This is a genomic window from Chryseobacterium sp. G0162 (assembly GCF_003815715.1).
Taxonomy (GTDB): Bacteria; Bacteroidota; Bacteroidia; order Flavobacteriales; family Weeksellaceae; genus Chryseobacterium.
Genome location: NZ_CP033922.1, coordinates 1,292,067 through 1,312,500 on the forward strand (window position 1 = coordinate 1,292,067; position 20,434 = coordinate 1,312,500).

Genomic DNA, 20,434 nt, shown 5'->3' on the forward strand with positions numbered 1-20,434 from the left:
ACCTTTCTTAAAAATCCTGTCTTTTGTGGCAACCAACTATTATTTTATAATTTCTTAAAAACTATACTTCGCTCCAATCTGAATCTGATATGGATTTCCTGACAAAGGTGCTAATCCGTTACCGCTCACATTTTTTGTATATTCAAATCTTTTGGTAACCGGATCAAAGCTTTTAATTTTGTACATAGAGGTATTTCCATAGGATTCATTGACACCCCATTCTTTATTAAGCAGGTTGGCAACATTGAAAATGTCTACAGAAAGTTCAAATGCACCAATTTTATCAAATTTTATTTTCTTGGCTATACGCAGATCCCAAACTCCATAGAATCCGTTCTTACCGCCGTTACGTTCTGCAATTTTACCATTGTATTCACTCACATAATCTTTCAATGCTTTTCCTACATTAGGATCATCAATAATAGATTGGGCAATATTCGGGAAGATATAAGCAAGATCATTGCTATCTACAAAATCTCCATTAATATTTCCTCCTGCTGTCATAGAGAAACGTGTTCCTCCAATTCCTGAATACCTGATTCCTAGTGTAAATCCTGCAACAGTAGGTGAGTTACCATAAATAACCACTTTATTACGGAACTGGTTATCTGAATATGTCATTTTCAAATCTCTAGGATCTCCCTGAACCATTGTAGATAGCGTTGCAGAATTCGCTACGTTTCCGTTGTATGATGTATTGTCTTTAATATCAGACCAGGTATAACTTGCTGTAATTTCCCCATCTTTCCAATAACGGTAACTGGTATCTACTACAAATGAAAACTGATTGACTTTACCATCACTCACCAGCTCCAATACTCTACCGAAATTATTGTTGATTCTTCCTTTTTTCCAGTCAATTTTTGCGCCGTCTATTGCAGAGGTAGGAACATACACTCCTCTTCCTCCTTCATTATCCAATGTAAAGAATGGATTAGCTACCATGTTTCTGTCGTAGTAATAGTAGTTATTTCTACCCAAAGCCATATAGGCTGCCAATCCTGCTCTGAATCTATCATTAAAGAAGTGGGTATAAGAGATGTTCGCTTTGTAAACAATTGGGATTTTAGCATCTTTCCCGGTATAGTTGATGGTTGGAACCTGATCCTTAGCAAGCGTAGGAACAGAGGCGTAATTATTTCTATAACTGTTAAAATCCGGTGTCAGTCCAGCCGTTGCCGGATCTACATCTACTGTAGCCAGATGTTTTCCGTCAAATACCAGATTATTGATAATCATATAATTGTTGATATCTGAAGAGAATACCCCTGCTCCGAATTTTAAGAAGTCTTTATTCTGCTCGTTGATATTCCATTCAAACTGAAATCTTGGCTGAATGACGAAAGATTTGATTTTATTATCCGTTCTGATCCCCATTTCATCAAGCAATTTTTGATTGAGTTCTGCTTTTGGATACCCTCCATAATCTAATCTCAAACCAGCCATCAAATCTAAACCTTTTGCAATTTTAGTCTGGAATTGTCCGTAAACACCGATATTCCAGATATTAGACCTTACTGACGGATCATCCATTAAAGGGACTTCTCTATAAAATCTGTAAGGTTTAAGATTATCAAAATTATCAAGACTGCTTATTTTTTTATCCGGATCATCCTTAAAATGGAATCTTCCGTTGACCTCACTTCCGTAAACAGATTTTGAAGTGGTATACATTAAATCAGCACCGAAAGTATATTTTACTTTATCTGTATTGTAGTATAAGTTATCTACAATCTGAAACACATTATTTCTGAAGCTTTCCTGGGCAAAACGATGTCCACCGATCTGGATATTCGTAGATCCTGCACTTGATGCTACTCCTTCAACAATCGCTCTTGGTACAGGTCTTCCTAATTCATCATTCTGATAACTATCCTGGAAAGTATATAAATACTGAGCCTTTAATTCATTAGTTAAATTAGGCTTTAAATTTGATCTTAAAGTCAATAATAAACTGTTGTCAAGGTTTTTATCATTCCCATAAGATTCAAAGAAATTGATACTGGTATTATCACCAAGTCCATTTTTATTCAGGTCGTAAGTAAAATTGTTTCTTAAAGTCAACAAATGCTTCTCATTAATCTGCCAGTCTAAACGTAGAAACGCAGCATCAGAGTTTCTTACTTTGTCAAAGCTTCCGAACTGTGGAGTATTTCCCACTCCATATTTAGCCCTTGCAATGTCTAAAAATTTATTAAGCGTTTCTGTTGTGGTGTTGAATCTCTTTTCATCATCTTTAGACCTGATATCTGCAATAATCAAAGGTCTTGAATCCAGCTGGTGATCCCATGCTGCAAAGAAGTGAAGTTTATTTTTGATAATCGGTCCCCCTAAAGAGAATCCGAACTGAGAAGTAGAAAAATCATTCTGTCTTTTATTTCCTCTGATGTCATAGGGACTAGAAAGCCAGTTAGTTCTTAGGTATTCCCAGGCACTTCCGGAAAATTTATTCGTACCGGATTTGGTAACGGCACTTACCGTTCCACCACCACTTCTCCCCAAGGTCACATCGTATTGGTTGGTGGTAATTTTAAATTCACGTACAGCTTCAATGGAGATAGAGAAAGGGGCACCACTTCGGCTGGTAGTAGATCCTGCAGAAGTTGGGTTTTTAGCTGTCATTCCATCAATGGTAAAGTTGGTAGAAGATCCCAGCTGCCCGGAAAGGTTTCCTCCTTTTCCACTTAAAGGAGATAACTCTGTAAGATTGGTAAAGTTTCGTCCGTTTACTGGCAAGATACCGATGTTTTTCGCAGAAATAGCTGTAGCGGCTCCCAGGTTTCCGATTTTGTTTTTCAGGTTTCCGGTAATCTTTACTTCTTCAATATGTTTTTCATTACCCAAATCCATGTTCACCGTTACCTGATCTCCGAAGTTGACATTGTAACCTTCTCTTTTATCATCATTTACGATCACCGTATAAGGCCCTCCCAAAGGAATTTCTTTAAAAATATACTCTCCTTTTGAGTTCGTTTCCGTTTCCGTCCTGAACCCTGTGGATTCATTAACGATGGTTACTTTCACTTTTTCCTGAGCCGCACTTCCCGGCCCGGTCACTTTTCCTACGATGGATGCCTGCGTAGTCTGTGCATACGCTATAGTTCCAAGTCCTAAAAACAATAACCCCAGTACAATCTTTACTTTTCTCATGTCTTCAAATTAGATGTGCAAAGGTATTTTTACTTTGAGAGGCATCTGTTTAAGGGAGTTTTAACATTTTTTTAATTAAACTGAAACGATATGTTAAATTACTTTAAACATCTGTTTTATTTTCTACAGAGCCAGTTGGTTAAAGCATGTTACAGATTATTAATTTTCCTGTAATATTTAATTCTCTTATTTTTTAAATGAGATTACTTTAGTTATTTTTGCTCAAAAGATATAAACCCGATGTCTGAAAACATTCAACAAAAAATAGAACAGCTCCGCAAAGAGCTGCACCAGCATAACGAAAGCTACTACCTTCTGGATACTCCTACCGTTACAGATTACGAATTTGATATGTTATTGGAGGAACTTCAGGATCTGGAAGCCAAGCACCCTGAGTTTTATGATGAAAACTCTCCTACCATGCGTGTAGGTGGTGGTATTACAAAGGTATTCCCAACGATTCAGCATAAATTCAGAATGTATTCTTTGGATAATTCTTATGACTTTGATGATCTTGAAGACTGGGAGAAAAGAATTATCAAAACTATTGATGGACCTGTAGAATTTGTGGCTGAATTGAAGTATGACGGAGCCTCGATCTCTATTCTTTATGAAAACGGAAAACTTACTCAGGCGGTAACCCGTGGTGATGGTTTCCAGGGAGACGAAATTACGCCGAATGTCCGTACCATTTCTGATATTCCCTTAACGTTAAAAGGTGATTTCCCTTCGCAATTCTTTATGCGTGGTGAAATTTATTTAACGAGAAAGAACTTTGACAAGCTTAATAAACTTCGCGAAGAAGAGGGACTGGATCCATTCATGAACCCCAGAAATACGGCAAGTGGAAGTTTGAAAATGCAAGACAGTGCAGAGGTAAGAAAACGTTCACTTTCTTCCGTATTATACCAATTCATTTCTGAAGATATTCCTGCTGAGACACACTGGGAATTGCTACAAAAGGCACAAAGCTGGGGATTCAAGACCTCCCAACAGGCAAAGCTTTGTAAAACATTGGATGAGGTGAAAGAGTTTATCACATTCTGGGATACGGAACGTCACAATCTGCCATTCGAAATTGATGGAATTGTACTAAAAGTAAATTCTTTACAGCAGCAAAGACAGCTTGGATACACGGCTAAATCTCCACGTTGGGCTATGGCTTATAAATTTAAGGCTGAAAAGGTAGAAACTGAACTTCAAAGTGTCTCTTACCAGGTAGGAAGAACCGGAGCTATTACTCCTGTTGCCAACTTAAAACCGGTTTTATTGGCCGGAACTATTGTAAAAAGAGCATCCTTACATAATGAAGATATCATCAAAAAGCTTGATCTTCATGAGAATGATTTTGTCTATGTAGAAAAAGGAGGTGAAATTATTCCAAAGATTGTTGGAGTAAATACAGACAAAAGAACCGAAGAGAGCAAAGAAATAGAATATATCAAACATTGTCCGGAATGTGGAACTGAGCTGGTAAAAATTGAAGACCAGGCGATCCATTTCTGTCCGAATGAACTTCACTGCCCACCACAGGTAGTAGGAAGAATGATTCATTATGTTTCAAGAAAAGCTTTGAACATTGATAATCTTGGAAGTGAAACGATCGAACAGCTTTACAGGGAAAAATTGATTGAAAATCCTGCTGATTTTTATGTGTTAACCAAAGAACAGCTTCTTCCACTGGAAAGAATGGCGGAGAAATCTGCTCAGAATATCATCACAGGAATTGAAAAGTCAAAAGAGATTTCATTTGAAAAAGTATTGTATGGAATCGGGATCAAGCATGTAGGAGAAACAGTTGCAAAAAAACTGGTAAAAAACTTCCCAACCATTGAAGAATTAAAGAATGCTTCTGTAGAAGAACTTTGCCAGGTAGAAGATATCGGGGCTAAAATTGCAGTAAGCATCGTTGAGTTTTTCCAGAATTCCGAAAACATACTGATGATTGAGCGGTTAAAATCTTACGGGGTACAGCTTGAAAAAGGAGAAAGTACGAATGAAGTTTTATCCAACGTTCTGGAAGGAAAAGCATTTCTTTTCACTGGGAAATTATCTCTATTCACCAGAGAAGCTGCTGAGGAAATGGTAGAGAAACACGGTGGAAAGAATATTTCTGCAGTTTCTAAAAACCTCAACTATCTTGTAGTAGGAGAAAAGGCAGGAAGTAAACTGAAGAAAGCTCAGGATATCGGAACGATTGAAATTCTGGATGAGCAACAGTTTTTGGATCTGATTGAGAAACAATAAAGGAATAAAAGCATTTTTAAATAATTATTAAATAAACCATTAAGATATTATCTTAATGGTTTATTTTTGCAATATATTCTATATAAAGAATAAAAAACTAATACTAAAACTAAACCATGAAAAAAATTTACTTAGTCCTTCTGATGACTATGTTCTCTGCCCTACAGGCACAAATCGTTACGATTCCTGATGTTAAATTAAAAAACAAACTTTTATCTTCAACGGCTACAAATAATATTGCAATGAATTCCACAGGAAGCAGTATTAAGATAGATGCCAATAATGATGGTGAAATTCAGCTGTCTGAAGCTCTCGCCGTTGAGAAACTTAACGTTGAGAGTTCTGCAATCGTTAATATAAGTGGTCTTGAAGCATTTTCAAATGTGAAAGAATTAAATTTAATGAGTAATAATCTAATCTCAGCATCTCTCAGTTTTCCTGAACTTAAATCTCTGAACATCTCTTCTAACTATCTGACTTCTATAAATATTACTAATTGCCCGCTTCTCCAATCAATTGACATCACAAGCAACAATCTTTCAACGCAGGCCCTTACCAATAACTCTTTAGCCAATTTATATACCGGAGGTAATCAACTGCAACATTTAAATCTACAAGGAATTCCAGCAGTAAAAAAAGTATTGATAAGCTATTCTAATCTTGAAACAATTAATGCAGCAAATATGCCTTTTTTGGAGGAATTGGAAATAAGTAATGCATCTAAGCTATCACAACTCAATTTGAGCGGTTCCTTACAACTTAAGAGTTTAGCAATGCAATACACGGGTTTAATTAATCTTGACCTGACCAATCTTACAGGCCTTAAAACACTAGAAGGTAACAATAATAAATTTCAGACGGCAATTCTTGACGGCTGCACTGCTCTTTCTTTGGTAAGATTGGAAAACTGCTTTCTTACAAGCATGAGTATTAATAATCTTCCTTTGCTCAGCATGATGTATCTTTCGAATAATAAACTTACTTCTGTAGTTTTAAACAACCTTTATGGTCTGCAGCATTTTGAATGTTATAGTAACCAACTTACCAATCTTACCATCAATAACGCACCTCATCTTATAACTCTGTATGCCAGCAACAATAAGCTTACTGCTCTTAATTTGTCTACAGCTACCAATATCGAAACTTTATGGTGCAGTTCTAATAATCTGCTAAGTCTGGATGTCAGCATTCTGACCAATCTTACTTCCCTTCAATGTACTGAGAATCTATTTACAGAACTTGATTTTTCCAAAAATAAAGCAATGCAATATGTAGCTTGTAGTTATAATCATAATTTACAAAAAATCTTTTTAAAGAACGGAACCTCTCAGGCTTTTATTCTTACTCATTTATTTCCTAATCCAAGCCTTGCTTATATTTGTTGTGATGAAAACGAAATTAATTATTTTAATGCTAATAATGTTTCTGTCAATAATGGTAAGACAGAAATCAATTCATACTGTTCATTTAACCCTGGAGGTACATTTTATACCATTCAGGGAAATGTAAAAGTAGATGGCAATAACAATGGCTGTGATACCAATGATGCCAACAAGGCTTTGCAAAAGTTCATCATAACAGGAGGCAGCAATACAGGAACTGCGATTGCCAATACTTCCGGCAATTTTTCTATTCCGGTTCAGGCAGGCACCCATACGGTGACTCCGGTTCTTGAAAACCCAACATATTTCAATATTTCACCTACAAACTTTACAGCAAGCTTCCCTCAACAAGCAAGTCCATTTACTCAAAATTTCTGCATAACTCCCAACGGGATTCATAATGACTTGGAAACAGTAATTATACCGGTAACAGACGCTTCTCCGGGCTTCGAATCAACCTATAAAATCATTTATAAAAACAAAGGGACTGTCACACAATCAGGCAATCTGATATTTACTTACAATGATAATTTAATGGATTATATGAGTGCGACATTGTCTCCATCTTCTCAATCTTCCGGAACATTGAACTGGAATTTCACAAATCTTCAACCCTTTGAAACCAAAGAAATTATCGTTACAGTTAAGCTAAATACTCCCACACAAACTCCAGCTTTAAATGGGGGTGATATTCTGCATTACACTGCACAGATTAACGGAGCTACTGATGACACTCCTGCAGATAATAATTTTGTACTGAACCAAACAGTTGTGAACTCTTTTGATCCTAATGATAAAACCTGTCTTGAAGGAGCTGCTATCTCAAAAACCCAGGTTGGAGACTACGTCCATTACTTAATCCGATTTGAAAATACAGGAACAGCCAATGCCAGAAACATTGTGGTAAAAGATGAGATTGATACCTCAAAATTTGATATTTCTTCTTTAGTTCCTTTGAATGGAAGCCACAGCTACGTAACAAGAATAACTGATCCTAATGTGATAGAATTTATTTTCGAAAATATTCAGCTGCCTTTTGATGATGCTAACAATGACGGATATATATCATTTAAGATTAAAACAAAATCTACTTTAGCGGTAGGGAATAGCTTCAGCAATACGGCCAAGATCTACTTTGATTACAATTTTCCTATTGTTACCAATACTTATACAACATCGGTGATGGGTACATTGGCTACTTCAGAGATCAAAAACGATAAGAATACAATAAGCATTTATCCTAATCCTGTAAAAGACATCCTGTATATTCAATCTGCAAATGAAGTAAGTAAGGTTGTAATTTATGATGCAACCGGAAGAGTCATTACTTCTATGGGTACAAAAGGAAATTCCGTTCCAGTTTCGGATCTTCCGAAAGGAAATTATCTGATTAAACTATTCTTAGAAGATAAAGTTTCTGTACAGAAATTCATTAAAGAATAAACTTATAAAACAACTCTATAATAAAGGCTGCGAATAGTTTTTCGCAGCCTTTTGTATTTTATTTAAAAACAAGAATCGCATATCGATTATTCTTCACATCTTTAGGAGTAACCAATCTGATGTGTTCCTTATTTTTAAAATAATCTACATAAGAATCTTTGGTGATTGTCTTCCCTTTCTCAGTCTCTTTATATCCGGATTTGAGAATGATCTTAACGTATTCGTCGTACTCTTTTTTACTTTGGAATTCATATTCAATTCGGTCATCTGATTGATCTTTGTATTCAAACTTACCGATTTTAGATTGGTAATCAGCTGATTCATATTCATTCAAGACAAAGCCTAAACCTTCTGTTTTATCATAAAACCTGTAATTAAGACTTTTCATTTCCTTTTTAAAATCAGCCATTCCCAATTTGTTGAGCGTGGTAAATTGTTCTAAGGTAAAAGTTTGAGCAGAAAAACTCACACTCAGAATCATACAGAATGATATGGCTAATAAGTTTATATCTTTCTTCATTTCGTTAATTGGGGCAAATATAGAATAATAATAATTTTTGCCTACCATTTATCTTCTTTACCCAGCAAGCTATAAGGTCTGATCCTGCTATTCAAAAGCTTCAGCAAAACCTTTGCCTTTACATTTAAGATATCGGTCTGAATACTGTAACGGATTCCTTTTAAATGAGGCAATATTGTTGTAGATACCTTGTCTATGACATTAGGATTCTCTTTTGGCTTCTTCGTGATAACACAGATATAGGATGAGGTCTTAATCCCATAATGCCGCATATCTACTATAAAAAATAAAGTGACTTCGTCAAACTTGATGAATGTGGGCTTTCTCAATACATTATAAACAATAATCTGCTGATCTGCTACAGTCAGTAAAGGCTCTGTTCGTACTAGCAGCAGTATTGAGTACAGTATTCCAAATGAAAAAAGCGTAATTCCAAGAGAAAGAATTCCTATTATAAAAATATTCTCATCCTTGAAATCCGAGTAGGAAAGACCAAAAGTAAAAACACATGAAATGATAAGCAGTACCAGGCTTTTAATTTTACTGGAATAAAAATGATGCTCTTTCATAGTTTCTATTTGATAGGATTCAAATATATAAAACTTTAAGCAATGGGAAGTCTGAAATAAAAAGTACTTCCATTATTCAAAGCACTACTGACTCCAATTTCTCCATTCTGTTTCTCAATGAAATTTTTGGAGATCGCCAGCCCAAGACCTGTTCCATTCTGATGTTCACCCGGAACCTGGAAATAGCGGTCAAAGATCTGTCTGTGATACTTTTCATCAATACCACTTCCTGTATCTATGATATTAAACTGGATAAAAGCATCCATCTTTTCCACTACAATCCGGATTTCTTCATCCTGAAAAGAATGTTTGACTGCATTGGTAAGAAAATTATTCATTACCCAAACCGTTTTGTCAAAATCAGCAGTTACAAAATCAGTATCTTCCAGCTGATATGATGTATGTATTGAGATATTTTTTTGCTCTGCCAGTTTTTCAACATTTTTCACAGCTGCCAGTACAATCTCCTTAGGGGAACATTTTTCAACCGTTAACCTGATATTTCCGGATTCCACCTGCGAAAGATTAAGGAGTTCACTGGTAATATCCAACAACCGCTGCCCATCTTCATTAATGCTTTTCAATAATTCCTGTTGCTGCTCATTCAGCTCTCCGAATTTCTGATTTCCCAACAGCTGTACTCCCATTTTAATAGCAGAAATCGGAGTTTTCAACTCATGAGAAATGGTTGCAATAAAATTGGTCTTAGCAAAATCCAGTTCTTTGAAAGGTGTAATATTTCGCAGCAAAATCACTTTTCCAATATATTTCTTCTCCTTTTCCCCTGTTTTGACAATATTGATGGGAACAATATCCTGTTCAAAGTAGTTTTCTTTGTTTTCCCGAACAATTTTGATAGGTTCTTTCACCGGATGATCGATATTCTTCAATAATTCACGCATCAAATCATTATTAACGGCAACTTCATGGGCTGTTTTTCCAATGATATCTTCTTTGTGGAGATTGGTAATCTTTAAAGCTTCATCATTAATCATATAGATAAAATGATTTTCATCCAGGCCAATCACAGCATCATGCATATTATTGACCAAAGTTTCGATCCTTTTTTTCTCCATCAGTTGTTTAGAAAGATTACTGCTTTCATATTCCTGAAGTTTTTCTGCCATCACATTAAAAGAATCTGCAAGACTGTTGAATTCTTCACTCCCTTTAAAATGGACCCTTTCATTATAATTTTTATCTGCAATCTGTCTGATACTGAATGTCAACTGATTGATAGGTTCAGCAATGGTCTGAGGCAGATTGAAAAGTAAAATAAAAGCAATCAGGAAGCAGACTGTTCCGAGGCTGACAATCCAAAAAGTGGCATTTCCGGCTGTAATAATCGCGATATCACTTTTACGCTCAATCCCTTTCATATTCAAAGACATAATTTTAGCGAGATCTTCCCGGATCAGTTTCTCCTTATTTGAAGATGGTTCTTTTAAATAGCTGCTGAAATGCAGATTCAGATTCTGGGTAGCCTCTTTTTCTCCAAATTCTGTAAGGTTTTTTTCCTGGAGCCTGTTATTTTTCTGAAAATCAGCTACTGCAACAGCACTGTCTGTATCAATATGATCCAGGGCAAGAAGCATATTTTTAGAGAACTCAAGACTGTTGTAATTGGCTGTAAGAATTTTTTCAGTATCCGATTTCAGCTTATTAATATATACAGAACCTATCACTGAAAGCAGGACGATCAGTAAAAATAAAAGGCCAACGCCTAAGGTGAGTTTTGTTTTAAGTTTCATATGAGAATACTTATTGTTTTTTAAAAGACATATGCAATCGCGTCATCTTTATCGGTGTTTGTGTTTCCAAATCATCGCGATTTCATTACTTTTAAGATAAAATAATAATGTCTACCTGTCTTTCATTCAGCCTGTTCATCAAAGTATAGATCCAGCTATAACCGAACAAACGCTGCCAGAGTTTTGCATGAGGTTTTCCAATACAAACTGTGGTAATGTTATGGGCAATCACATATTCCAGAATTCCGTTATGAACGCTGCTTTCCTTGATTCGGACAACCTTGGCTCCTAATTCCTGTGCTAAATTAAAATTATTAATCAAATACCGCTGCTTGTCCAGGGCTATTTTTTCAGGATTCTCAGAAGGTTTCTGGATATAGAGAACCGTCCATGGACTGTTATAATAACTCGCCAATCTGGCTGTTTTCCTAATGATCGTTTTAGCAATTTTCTCATTGCTGCTGATACAAGCAAGGAATTTTATAGGTTTAAAATTCTCTGTCTTAATTTCAGCTTCCACCTTTCTTTCTACATGCGTTGCCACTTCTTTTAACGAAAGCTCACGAAGCTGGAGAATGTGTCCGCTTTGAAAGAAATTACTGAGAGCAGTCTGAATTTTCTCTTTCTTATAGATTTTTCCTTCCTTCAATCGCGTGAGCAGCTCATCAGCAGTAAGATCGATATTGACCACTTCATCCGCCAGCGCTAAAATTTTATCCGGAACTCTTTCAGCAACTTCAACCCCTGTAATTTTTTTAACTTCTTCATTAAGACTTTCAATATGCTGGATATTCATGGCACTGATGACATTGATTCCGTTATCCAGAATTTCCAGTACATCCTGCCATCTCTTTTTATTTTTAGAGCCTTCCACATTGGTATGGGCCAGCTCATCTACAAGAACTACCTCCGGATGTTCATTGATAATAGCCTGGAGGTCCATTTCCTCCAGGTTTTTACCTTTATAAAAGACTGATTTTCTTTCAATTTCCGGAATTCCTTCCACCAAAGCTACCGTTTCTTCCCGGTCATGGGTTTCTATATAACCAATCTTTACATCAATGCCATTCCGTACAAGAGCATGAGCCTCCTGCAGCATCCGGAAAGTTTTCCCAACACCTGCGCTCATCCCAATATAGATCTTGAATTTTCCTTTCCGGGATTTCTGGATCAATTCTAAAAAATGTTTTGCTGATGACATTGATTTTATTCTTTTTAGTTTTATTTTAAACACTCTTTCCTTTGGTTAAAACCATACCGCTAAACTTGTTGTAACAAAGAAATTTCCTTTTCTGAAATCATCATTTTTCGCAAAAATAGCATCCTTGGAAGTAAATCCTCTTGCTTCAGTACGAAAAACAACATTTTTAAACACAGCATAATCCACATTCAGCGAATACCCGAAAGTTTGAAAACCATTAGGAGTTCCTGTGCTGATAATGACTCCATTTTTATCATTATAATATTCCAGCCTTCCGGCCAGTGCCCATTTACTGTCAACCTGATATTTCATTTGTACATTCGGGCTGTACCATATATTATACTGCTCACTTCCTTTGGCCTTCTGCTCTGCTCCGATATCAAATCCTAGCAAAGCTGAAAACTGATCCGTCAATTGGACACTTCCATACAAATCATGGAAATAACGCATTCTTTTCTCATCTTTAGCTTTATCATTTCCAATAAATGAACTGCTATTCAAAGTTACTTTATCATTTGGTTTGTAGGTCACCTGATGCCCAAAAGAAATACTCTGATTTCCTTTCACTTTTGCAATACGTTGCCAGCCATTCAGAACCAATCCACTTAAAAACCATTTTCCATTATCTGAAGTATAAGAAATTTTAGCTCCAGTTTCAAAATAAGGTGAATTCTCAGCGGCAAAACTTCTGGTCAGATTAATATTATCTCTTCCTATCGCACTTTCCCAACCAATATGAGAGGGCATAATTCCCGCATCGATCCATAGGTCTTTATTTTTGGATATTTTGATTCCTACATTCGCTTCATTAATATATCGTAAAGCATTCTGTTCCGCAGCCATATTGTCCTGTGCGTAAGTTCCGCCCATTAATGCAAGATTGGCTCGAACATTTTCGCTCTGATAATTAGCTTTTATCAATCCCAGATTAAGGTTTAGCTCATTATGCCTGTTGTATGAATATAAAAAACTCTGACGGAGATGATCTCCCGGTTCATTAAAATCGTAAGTATAGAAGAGTTCTGCATAGGCAGAAAATGTCACTTTATTTCCTGTTTTTAATGAATCTGATGATTGTGCTTTGGAAAAAAATGTTCCCAATACTGCACCTATAAATAGATATTTTTTCACGTTAACTTTAGGGGATGTTAACCACATCAAGATTAAAACCCTGACATGGTTAATGGTTAGTTATTTTAACTGGTCTAAAGCAATATTAAGCTTTAAGACATTCACTTTTGAGGGTCCGAAAAGTCCTAAAAATGGCTTTTCAGTTTGATTTTTAATTAAATTGTTGATCTGTTCAACGGAAAGACTTCTCATGTGGGCAATCCTTTTAGCCTGATACAATGCTCCTTCTTCTGAAATATCAGGATCTAACCCACTTCCACTTGCTGTAACAAGCTCAACAGGAACATTAGTACTTCCCATTTCGGGGTTTTGCAATTTCAGTGTATCTATTCTTTTCTGTACAGTTTCCAGATACTCTTCATTGCTGGGACCTTTATTGCTTCCTCCGCTTCCTGCAGCATTATAGTTTACTGAGGATGGACGGCCATGGAAGTATTTTTCAGATTTAAATTCCTGCCCGATATTGGCATAGAATTTTTGCCCTTTATAATTAATAATCTCTGCATTTCCCTGGGTAGGCAATATTTTTGATCCTCCATATACAATGATCAGATAAATTCCTACAACTGCCAGCATTACCAAAGTGAGTCTGAATGCTGAAACGATATGATTTTTCATTTTTTAAATTTTAATAGAATAAACTAATCAGTACATCAATAATTTTGATTCCAATGAAAGGAACGATGACACCGCCTAACCCATAGATCAAAAGATTTCTTCTCAATAATGCACTGGCTCCAATTGGCTTATACGCCACTCCTTTCAATGCTAATGGAATCAGGAAAGGAATAATCACTGCATTGAAAATAACCGCTGATAAAATGGCTGTTTCCGGACTGTGAAGATTCATGATATTAAGCTTCTGAAGCGATGGGATAAACGTGATAAACAGTGCTGGAATAATAGCAAAATACTTAGCAACATCATTGGCAATACTGAAAGTGGTTAAGGTTCCACGGGTCATCAGTAACTGTTTTCCAATCTCTACGATTTCGATCAGTTTGGTAGGGTCATTATCAAGATCTACCATGTTTCCCGCTTCCTTCGCGGCCTGAGTTCCACTGTTCATCGCTACGCCCACATCAGCCTGGGCCAAAGCCGGAGCATCATTCGTTCCATCTCCCATCATTGCAACCAGTTTTCCTTCCTGCTGTTCCTTTTTAATATAGTTCATCTTATCTTCCGGTTTGGCTTCGGCAATAAAATCATCTACTCCTGCTTTTTCTGCGATAAATTTTGCGGTTAAAGGGTTGTCTCCGGTGACCATTACCGTTTTTACCCCCATTTTTCTCAATCTCTGGAAACGTTCCTGGATGCCGGTTTTAATAATATCCTGCAGTTCAATCACTCCCCATACTTTTTCATTGACAGCCACTACCAAAGGAGTTCCTCCATTTTCAGAGATTTTGGTTACCGCATCCTGGGTTTCCTGTGGGAAAAGATTCCCGGCTTTTTCAGTCAGTTTTTTAATTGTGTCATAAGCTCCTTTTCTGATTCTTGTTTCCTCAAAATCAATCCCTGAAGTTCTCGTTTCAGCAGTAAAATCAATGTATGTTGGATTAGGAACCAGCAGGTCTTCTGATTTCAGCTGGCTAAGTTCTATAATCGATTTACCCTCAGGTGTTTCATCTGCGACCGAACTCAGAGCAGAAGCTTTAATAAATTCTTCAATCTTAATTCCGTTGGCCGGATGAAATTGAGTCGCTTTACGGTTCCCAATAGTAATAGTACCTGTTTTATCAAGTAGTAAAACATCAATATCACCCGCTGTTTCTACTGCTTTCCCACTTTTTGTAATAACATTCGCTCTTAAAGCTCTATCCATTCCTGCAATTCCGATGGCAGAAAGCAGACCTCCAATAGTTGTCGGAATAAGGCATACGAAAAGTGAAATAAATGCTGCGATGGTAATCGGAGTCTGCGCATAGTCTGCAAAAGGCTTTAAAGTCAGGGTAACAATAATAAAAGTAAGAGTAAACCCTGCTAACAATATGGTTAATGCGATTTCGTTTGGTGTTTTCTGTCTTGAAGCTCCTTCTACAAGAGCAATCATTTTATCCAAAAAGGATTCTCCCGGTTTGGTAGTTACTTTTACTTTAATTCTGTCTGAAAGTACTTTTGTACCTCCAGTCACCGAGCTCTTATCTCCACCTGCCTCCCGAATGACCGGGGCACTTTCTCCGGTAATGGCAGACTCATCAATGGTAGCGAGACCTTCAATGATTTCTCCATCCATCGGGATCTGATCTCCAGCTTCACAAAGAAAAATATCGCCTAGCTTCATTTCAGCCGACATTTTTAAGGCTGTTTCCACCTGAAAGCCTGGCTTATTTTCAAGAACCAGCTTAGCAGGAGTTTCTTCACGGGTTTTTCTCAGGGTATCAGCCTGTGCTTTTCCTCTGGCTTCAGCAATCGCTTCAGCAAAATTGGCAAATAATACCGTAAAAAACAGGATGATGAAGACCAGGAAATTATAAGAAAAACTTCCCTGGGTTTTATCACCAGTCAGGCTGAACATGCTTACTATAAACATGACCACTGTTCCGATCTCCACCAGGAACATAACTGGATTTTTAAACATAATTTTCGGATTCAGTTTCACGAAAGACTGTTTAATCGCTTCGTTTACCAAATCTTTTTGAAACAATGTTTGTGATTGATTTTTCATTTTTTTGAAAGAGTTTATATCATTATAAATCAATAATAACCATCAAGGTAAACCCAATTATAGAGAGTAGAAATGGATAATATTATGAGTGAACGTTTCGGTAAGTTTTAGACTAGTTCTCTAAACTATTCGGCTTCCTTAATGGTTGAATATTGATTTTAATTTTTAATGTTCACAATTTATTTAGAGAAATACTGTATCTGTTCTGCAATAGGTCCCAGAGTCAACGCAGGGAAGAATGACAATGCAGCAATAAGTAAGATAACCGCCAGGGTCATAAAACCAAATGTTGCTGTATCTGTCTTTAATGTTCCTGAACTTTCCGGAATAAATTTTTTCTGAGCCAGTAAACCTGCAATGGCTACCGGTCCTATGATTGGGATAAATCTTGATAACAGCAATACAATTCCGGTTGAAATATTCCACCATGGGGTATTATCTCCCAACCCTTCAAATCCAGATCCATTGTTGGCCGAAGAAGAAGTAAATTCATACAGCATTTCACTGAATCCATGGAATCCCGGATTATTTAATGTTTTGGCTCCAAATTCCGGTAAGTAAGCTGTTAAAGCTGTCCCCACCAAAATTAAAAATGGGTGGAACAAGGCAACAATCATTGCAATCTTCATTTCCTTGGCCTCAATCTTTTTCCCCATAAACTCAGGAGTTCTTCCTACCATCAAACCACTGATAAATACTGCGAGAATGATGAAGATAAAGTAGTTTAGAATCCCTACACCACAACCACCGTAAAAGCAGTTAATCATCATGGCAAGAAGTTCATTCATCCCTGAAAGAGGCATCGTACTGTCGTGCATAGAGTTTACCGAACCGGTAGAAATCACTGTTGTGGCAATACTCCAATATCCTGATGCCGCACTTCCGAAACGGATTTCCTTTCCTTCCATCGCCCCCAGGCTACTCTCTGCTCCCATTTTTGTAATCAAAGGATTACCACCAGTTTCATTAACGATATTCGGAATAGCAAGTGCAAGAAAACCAACGGTCATTACGGTAAAAATTACCCATGATAACTTTCTTTTCTTTAAATAAAAACCTAGCGCAAAGACCAATGCAAAAGGAATAATCATCTGAGTGACCATTTCCGTCATATTTGTTATATAGTTAGGGTTTTCAAGAGGGTGAGCAGAATTGGCTCCGAAGAATCCTCCACCATTGGTTCCCAAATGTTTAATGGCAACAAAAGCAGCCACAGGACCTCTGGAGACCTCTATTTTTTGTCCTTCCAATGTTGTAATATGATCTTTTCCTTCGAAAGTCATTGGACTTCCGTTGATAGAAAGAATTAAAGCGACCACTACGCTGATCGGAAGTAAAATCCGAATCATTGACTTAGTAAAATAATCATAGAAATTACCAAGTTCTGTAGCTGTTTTTTCTTTGAAGGCTTTAAAAAGAACAGCCATAGCAGCCATTCCTGTTGCAGCCGTTACAAACTGTAAAAACATCAGGTAAAGCTGGCTCAGATAGCTTACTCCCGTTTCTCCCGAATAATGCTGTAAATTACAGTTCACTAAAAATGAAATGGTTGTATTAAAAGCCAGATCAGGTGACATATTCGGGTTCCCATCTGGATTCAAAGGTAACCAGGCCTGAGTCATCAGGAGAATAAAGCCTATTACAAACCAAACCAGATTAATCGCCAGCATCGCATACATATTCTGTTTCCAGTTCATCTGGCGATTGGAATTGATCCCTGATATTTTATAAATTAACTTTTCAATAGGTCCAAAAACCGGATCAAGAAAAGTTTTTTTGTATCCATAGACATTAGCTATATATTTACCTAAAAATATTCCGATAACTAATGTGATAGCAAACATGGCTATGATGCCTAAAATTTCTGTATTCATGAGCTCTAAAATTTTTCAGGTTTCATTAAAACATAACAGATATACACAAAGGCAAGTACTGAAAGGAAAAATAAACTCCACATAATTTATATTCTATCAAAAAATTCAACTGATTTATATAAAAGCCAAAACAATACTGCAAAGAGCACAATTAAACTTATCAGCATCATATCTTTATTATTAAGGTTAAAAGGGTAAACAATACATACGATACAATCAGCAAACTAAAAGTGGAATGCTCCCGTTTTTTAAACGTTTTTTTTGAAATTGTCATTTTTAAATATTTTATTCAATGACTATATGCCAAAAGAAGGTCCAATCCTTAAATAAAACACATAACACACTATAAAACAAATAATTAAACCAAGTATACAATCTGTATAAAAACAAAAAAACCTATCAAAATGATAGGCTCTTTATTAAAATGATAAACGATTTATTTTAGTCCGTATTCGTCGAGTTTACGGTATAACGTAGCAATTCCTATTTCAAGGAGTCTGGCCGCTTCTGCTTTATTACCTTTTGTATATTGCAATACTTTTTGGATATGAATTTTTTCAAGTGATCTCATACTTAAAGAATCACTCTCCTGAACAGTTTTTTCAGAATAATGTGGAAGGCTTTCCATATCCAGAATATTATCATTCATTAGGATCAAGCTACGCTCTATAGCATTCCTTAATTCTCTGATATTCCCTTTCCATTCATTTTTCTCAAGGGCTTTATAATAATCCGGCAAAACCTGAATAGAAGCCAGATGCAACTTATTTGAAAATAGATCAATAAAATTCTTAGCCAGCATTTTCAAATCCTCTTTTCTTTCTCTTAAAGCAGGAAGCGTAATCTCAAAGACATTCAGTCTGAAATAGAGATCTTCCCTGAAATTTCCCTGTCTTATTTCATTTTCCAGGTTTCTATTGGTAGCAGCAATGAGCCTGAAATCAGATTTGGAAACCTTAGTTTCCCCCATTTTGATAAACTCCCCGGTTTCAAGAACCCTAAGCAATTTTGCCTGAAGTTCTATGGGCATTTCACCAATTTCATCCAAAAATAATGTTCCGCCATTGGCTTCTTCAATCAATCCTTTCTTATCTTTTATTGCCCCGGTAAAGGCACCTTCTTTGTGTCCAAAAAGCTCACTTTCAAGAATTTCTTTACTAAAAGCAGAGCAATTAATTGCTACAAAACTATTTTTCTTTCTCTCACTTCCTTCATGAATGGCATTGGCAAAAACTTCTTTTCCAGTCCCAGTTTCACCAGTTAAAAGTACTGTTGCATCTGTTAGCGCAACTTTTTCAGCTAATTTCTTAGCATGCAAAATCAAAGGGGAGCTACCAATAATTTGCTCAAAACCCTTTAATAATGAGGATGGTTGAACTACTCTGGTTTTATTATCTTTTACTTTCTCCAGTGCTTTATACACCAAAGGAATAATTTTCTCATTATCGTCCCCTTTTACCAGGTAATCATAAGCTCCATTTTTCATAGCCTGTACAGCATCAGTAATATTTCCAAATGCAGTCATCAGAATAATTTCCAGATATGGATATTTTGTTTTAATAGACCTTATAAGGTCTACTCCAAACGCATCAGGTAACCGGACATCGCTTAGCACAACATCAAAATCATACTGCTCCAACATCGTCATAGCCGAGCGGGCTGTTGAAGCTTCTTTTACGTTAAAATTCTCTTGGGAAAGGATCATTCCTAATAACTTAAGGAGCTTGATCTCATCATCGATGATCAGAATGTTTCCTGACATTATAATTCTTTTTGGAAAACTAATACAAACTTATTGAAATTATTCGAGTAACGGCCCTTTATTGCGGAAATTAATTTCATCCAATCCTTTATTTTCAGGAGCTTAATCCTGCTATCCACTCATACTCCTCGCGCCGTTGCCTTTACCTTACCCTACGCCTAACCCAAGGGCCAACCCATGCTGCGGGGTAACCGTTCCTATCAGGGCTAGGAAAGAGGTATGAATAATCAATAATGGGGCAATCTGTAATGTCCAATATATTGAGTAAATCTAAGTACTATTTGTATTGTATACAGCCAATATTCAATAGAAGTGGGGATATTACTCATTGCTTATTACCCATTACTTATCGATTCTTGTTTTGCTGTGGAGTATAGAGCAAAAAAAAGTCTCATACATAATTGTATGAGACTTTTAAAAATAAAATAAAAACTGGCGGCGGCCTACTCTCCCGCGTTAGCAGTACCATCGGCGCTGGTGGGCTTAACTTCTGTGTTCGGAATGGGAACAGGTGAGCCCCACCGCTAAAACCACCCTAAAGGTTGTATATAAGATGTCAGATGCAAGACATCAGATGTCAGACGAATTTGTCTGATATCTGAGATCTAATCTCTGATATCTGTTTTAAGCGATAAAAACTTTCACAAAGAGCTAACCTTGCTGCACTTTCGTGCGCCATATCAGGCTATAAATCTACGGGTAATTAGTACTACTCGGCTATGACATTACTGTCTTT

Annotated in this window: 12 protein-coding genes and 2 rRNA genes (1 of these 14 running past the window's edge); 2 read left to right on the forward strand and 12 right to left on the reverse strand. The window is 36.5% G+C overall.

Annotated elements, in window-relative coordinates; all coding sequences use genetic code 11:
• Positions 1-54: 54 nt before the first annotated feature.
• Positions 55-3,150 (reverse strand): TonB-dependent receptor, encoded by a 3,096-nt coding sequence (locus EG344_RS05995; protein ID WP_123908699.1) that lies wholly within the window; start codon positions 3,148-3,150, stop codon positions 55-57.
• Between the two features lie 240 nt (positions 3,151-3,390).
• On the opposite strand from EG344_RS05995, the gene ligA reads away from it, so the two are divergent.
• Together ligA and EG344_RS06005 are read left to right on the forward strand one after the other, a co-directional pair.
• Positions 3,391-5,397, forward strand: coding sequence for an NAD-dependent DNA ligase LigA (gene ligA, locus EG344_RS06000; RefSeq protein WP_123908700.1), 2,007 nt, complete (start codon positions 3,391-3,393; stop codon positions 5,395-5,397).
• Between the two features lie 116 nt (positions 5,398-5,513).
• Positions 5,514-8,222: a T9SS type A sorting domain-containing protein gene (locus EG344_RS06005; protein ID WP_123908701.1), complete on the forward strand. Its 2,709-nt coding sequence runs from the start codon at positions 5,514-5,516 to the stop codon at positions 8,220-8,222.
• Positions 8,223-8,280: 58 nt separating this feature from the next.
• On the opposite strand, the gene EG344_RS06010 is transcribed toward EG344_RS06005, so the two are convergent.
• From EG344_RS06010 to EG344_RS06065, 11 genes are all read right to left on the reverse strand, one after another.
• The gene (locus tag EG344_RS06010; protein WP_123908702.1) at positions 8,281-8,742 is read right to left on the reverse strand and encodes a hypothetical protein; all 462 of its coding nucleotides are present in this window, start codon (positions 8,740-8,742) and stop codon (positions 8,281-8,283) included.
• Positions 8,743-8,783: 41 nt separating this feature from the next.
• Positions 8,784-9,311, reverse strand: a complete 528-nt coding sequence (locus tag EG344_RS06015) for an STM3941 family protein (protein WP_123908703.1) — start codon at positions 9,309-9,311, stop codon at positions 8,784-8,786.
• Positions 9,312-9,346: 35 nt separating this feature from the next.
• Complete coding sequence (locus tag EG344_RS06020) at positions 9,347-11,062, reverse strand: ATP-binding protein (protein ID WP_123908704.1); 1,716 nt, start codon at positions 11,060-11,062, stop codon at positions 9,347-9,349.
• 91 nt (positions 11,063-11,153) lie between these two features.
• Complete coding sequence (locus EG344_RS06025; RefSeq protein ID WP_123908705.1) at positions 11,154-12,263, reverse strand: sensor protein KdpD; 1,110 nt, start codon at positions 12,261-12,263, stop codon at positions 11,154-11,156.
• Positions 12,264-12,308: 45 nt separating this feature from the next.
• Complete coding sequence (locus EG344_RS06030; RefSeq protein ID WP_228412864.1) at positions 12,309-13,394, reverse strand: porin; 1,086 nt, start codon at positions 13,392-13,394, stop codon at positions 12,309-12,311.
• 60 nt (positions 13,395-13,454) lie between these two features.
• Positions 13,455-14,012, reverse strand: a complete 558-nt coding sequence (kdpC, locus tag EG344_RS06035) for a K(+)-transporting ATPase subunit C (RefSeq protein ID WP_123908707.1) — start codon at positions 14,010-14,012, stop codon at positions 13,455-13,457.
• Between the two features lie 10 nt (positions 14,013-14,022).
• Positions 14,023-16,062 (reverse strand): potassium-transporting ATPase subunit KdpB, encoded by a 2,040-nt coding sequence (gene kdpB / locus EG344_RS06040; RefSeq protein ID WP_123908708.1) that lies wholly within the window; start codon positions 16,060-16,062, stop codon positions 14,023-14,025.
• A 179-nt stretch (positions 16,063-16,241) separates the two neighbouring features.
• Entirely contained in the window at positions 16,242-17,936 is a 1,695-nt protein-coding gene (gene kdpA / locus EG344_RS06045) for a potassium-transporting ATPase subunit KdpA (protein WP_123908709.1), read from the reverse strand.
• A 436-nt stretch (positions 17,937-18,372) separates the two neighbouring features.
• Positions 18,373-19,698, reverse strand: coding sequence for a sigma-54-dependent transcriptional regulator (locus tag EG344_RS06055; protein ID WP_123908710.1), 1,326 nt, complete (start codon positions 19,696-19,698; stop codon positions 18,373-18,375).
• Between the two features lie 430 nt (positions 19,699-20,128).
• Positions 20,129-20,236: ribosomal RNA gene (rrf, locus tag EG344_RS06060) — 5S ribosomal RNA — on the reverse strand.
• Between the two features lie 145 nt (positions 20,237-20,381).
• A 23S ribosomal RNA gene (locus EG344_RS06065) occupies positions 20,382-20,434 on the reverse strand; it runs 2,706 nt beyond the window's last position.

Bases quoted from the DNA above. Each gene is read 5' to 3' on its own strand.
- EG344_RS05995 (WP_123908699.1), bottom strand. From the start codon at position 3,150: ATGAGAAAAGTAAAGATTGTACTGGGGTTATTGTTTTTAGGACTTGGA.
- ligA (WP_123908700.1), top strand. From the start codon at position 3,391: ATGTCTGAAAACATTCAACAAAAAATAGAACAGCTCCGCAAAGAGCTG.
- EG344_RS06005 (WP_123908701.1), top strand. From the start codon at position 5,514: ATGAAAAAAATTTACTTAGTCCTTCTGATGACTATGTTCTCTGCCCTA.
- EG344_RS06010 (WP_123908702.1), bottom strand. From the start codon at position 8,742: ATGAAGAAAGATATAAACTTATTAGCCATATCATTCTGTATGATTCTG.
- EG344_RS06015 (WP_123908703.1), bottom strand. From the start codon at position 9,311: ATGAAAGAGCATCATTTTTATTCCAGTAAAATTAAAAGCCTGGTACTG.
- EG344_RS06020 (WP_123908704.1), bottom strand. From the start codon at position 11,062: ATGAAACTTAAAACAAAACTCACCTTAGGCGTTGGCCTTTTATTTTTA.
- EG344_RS06025 (WP_123908705.1), bottom strand. From the start codon at position 12,263: ATGTCATCAGCAAAACATTTTTTAGAATTGATCCAGAAATCCCGGAAA.
- kdpC (WP_123908707.1), bottom strand. From the start codon at position 14,012: ATGAAAAATCATATCGTTTCAGCATTCAGACTCACTTTGGTAATGCTG.
- kdpB (WP_123908708.1), bottom strand. From the start codon at position 16,062: ATGAAAAATCAATCACAAACATTGTTTCAAAAAGATTTGGTAAACGAA.
- kdpA (WP_123908709.1), bottom strand. From the start codon at position 17,936: ATGAATACAGAAATTTTAGGCATCATAGCCATGTTTGCTATCACATTA.
- EG344_RS06055 (WP_123908710.1), bottom strand. From the start codon at position 19,698: ATGTCAGGAAACATTCTGATCATCGATGATGAGATCAAGCTCCTTAAG.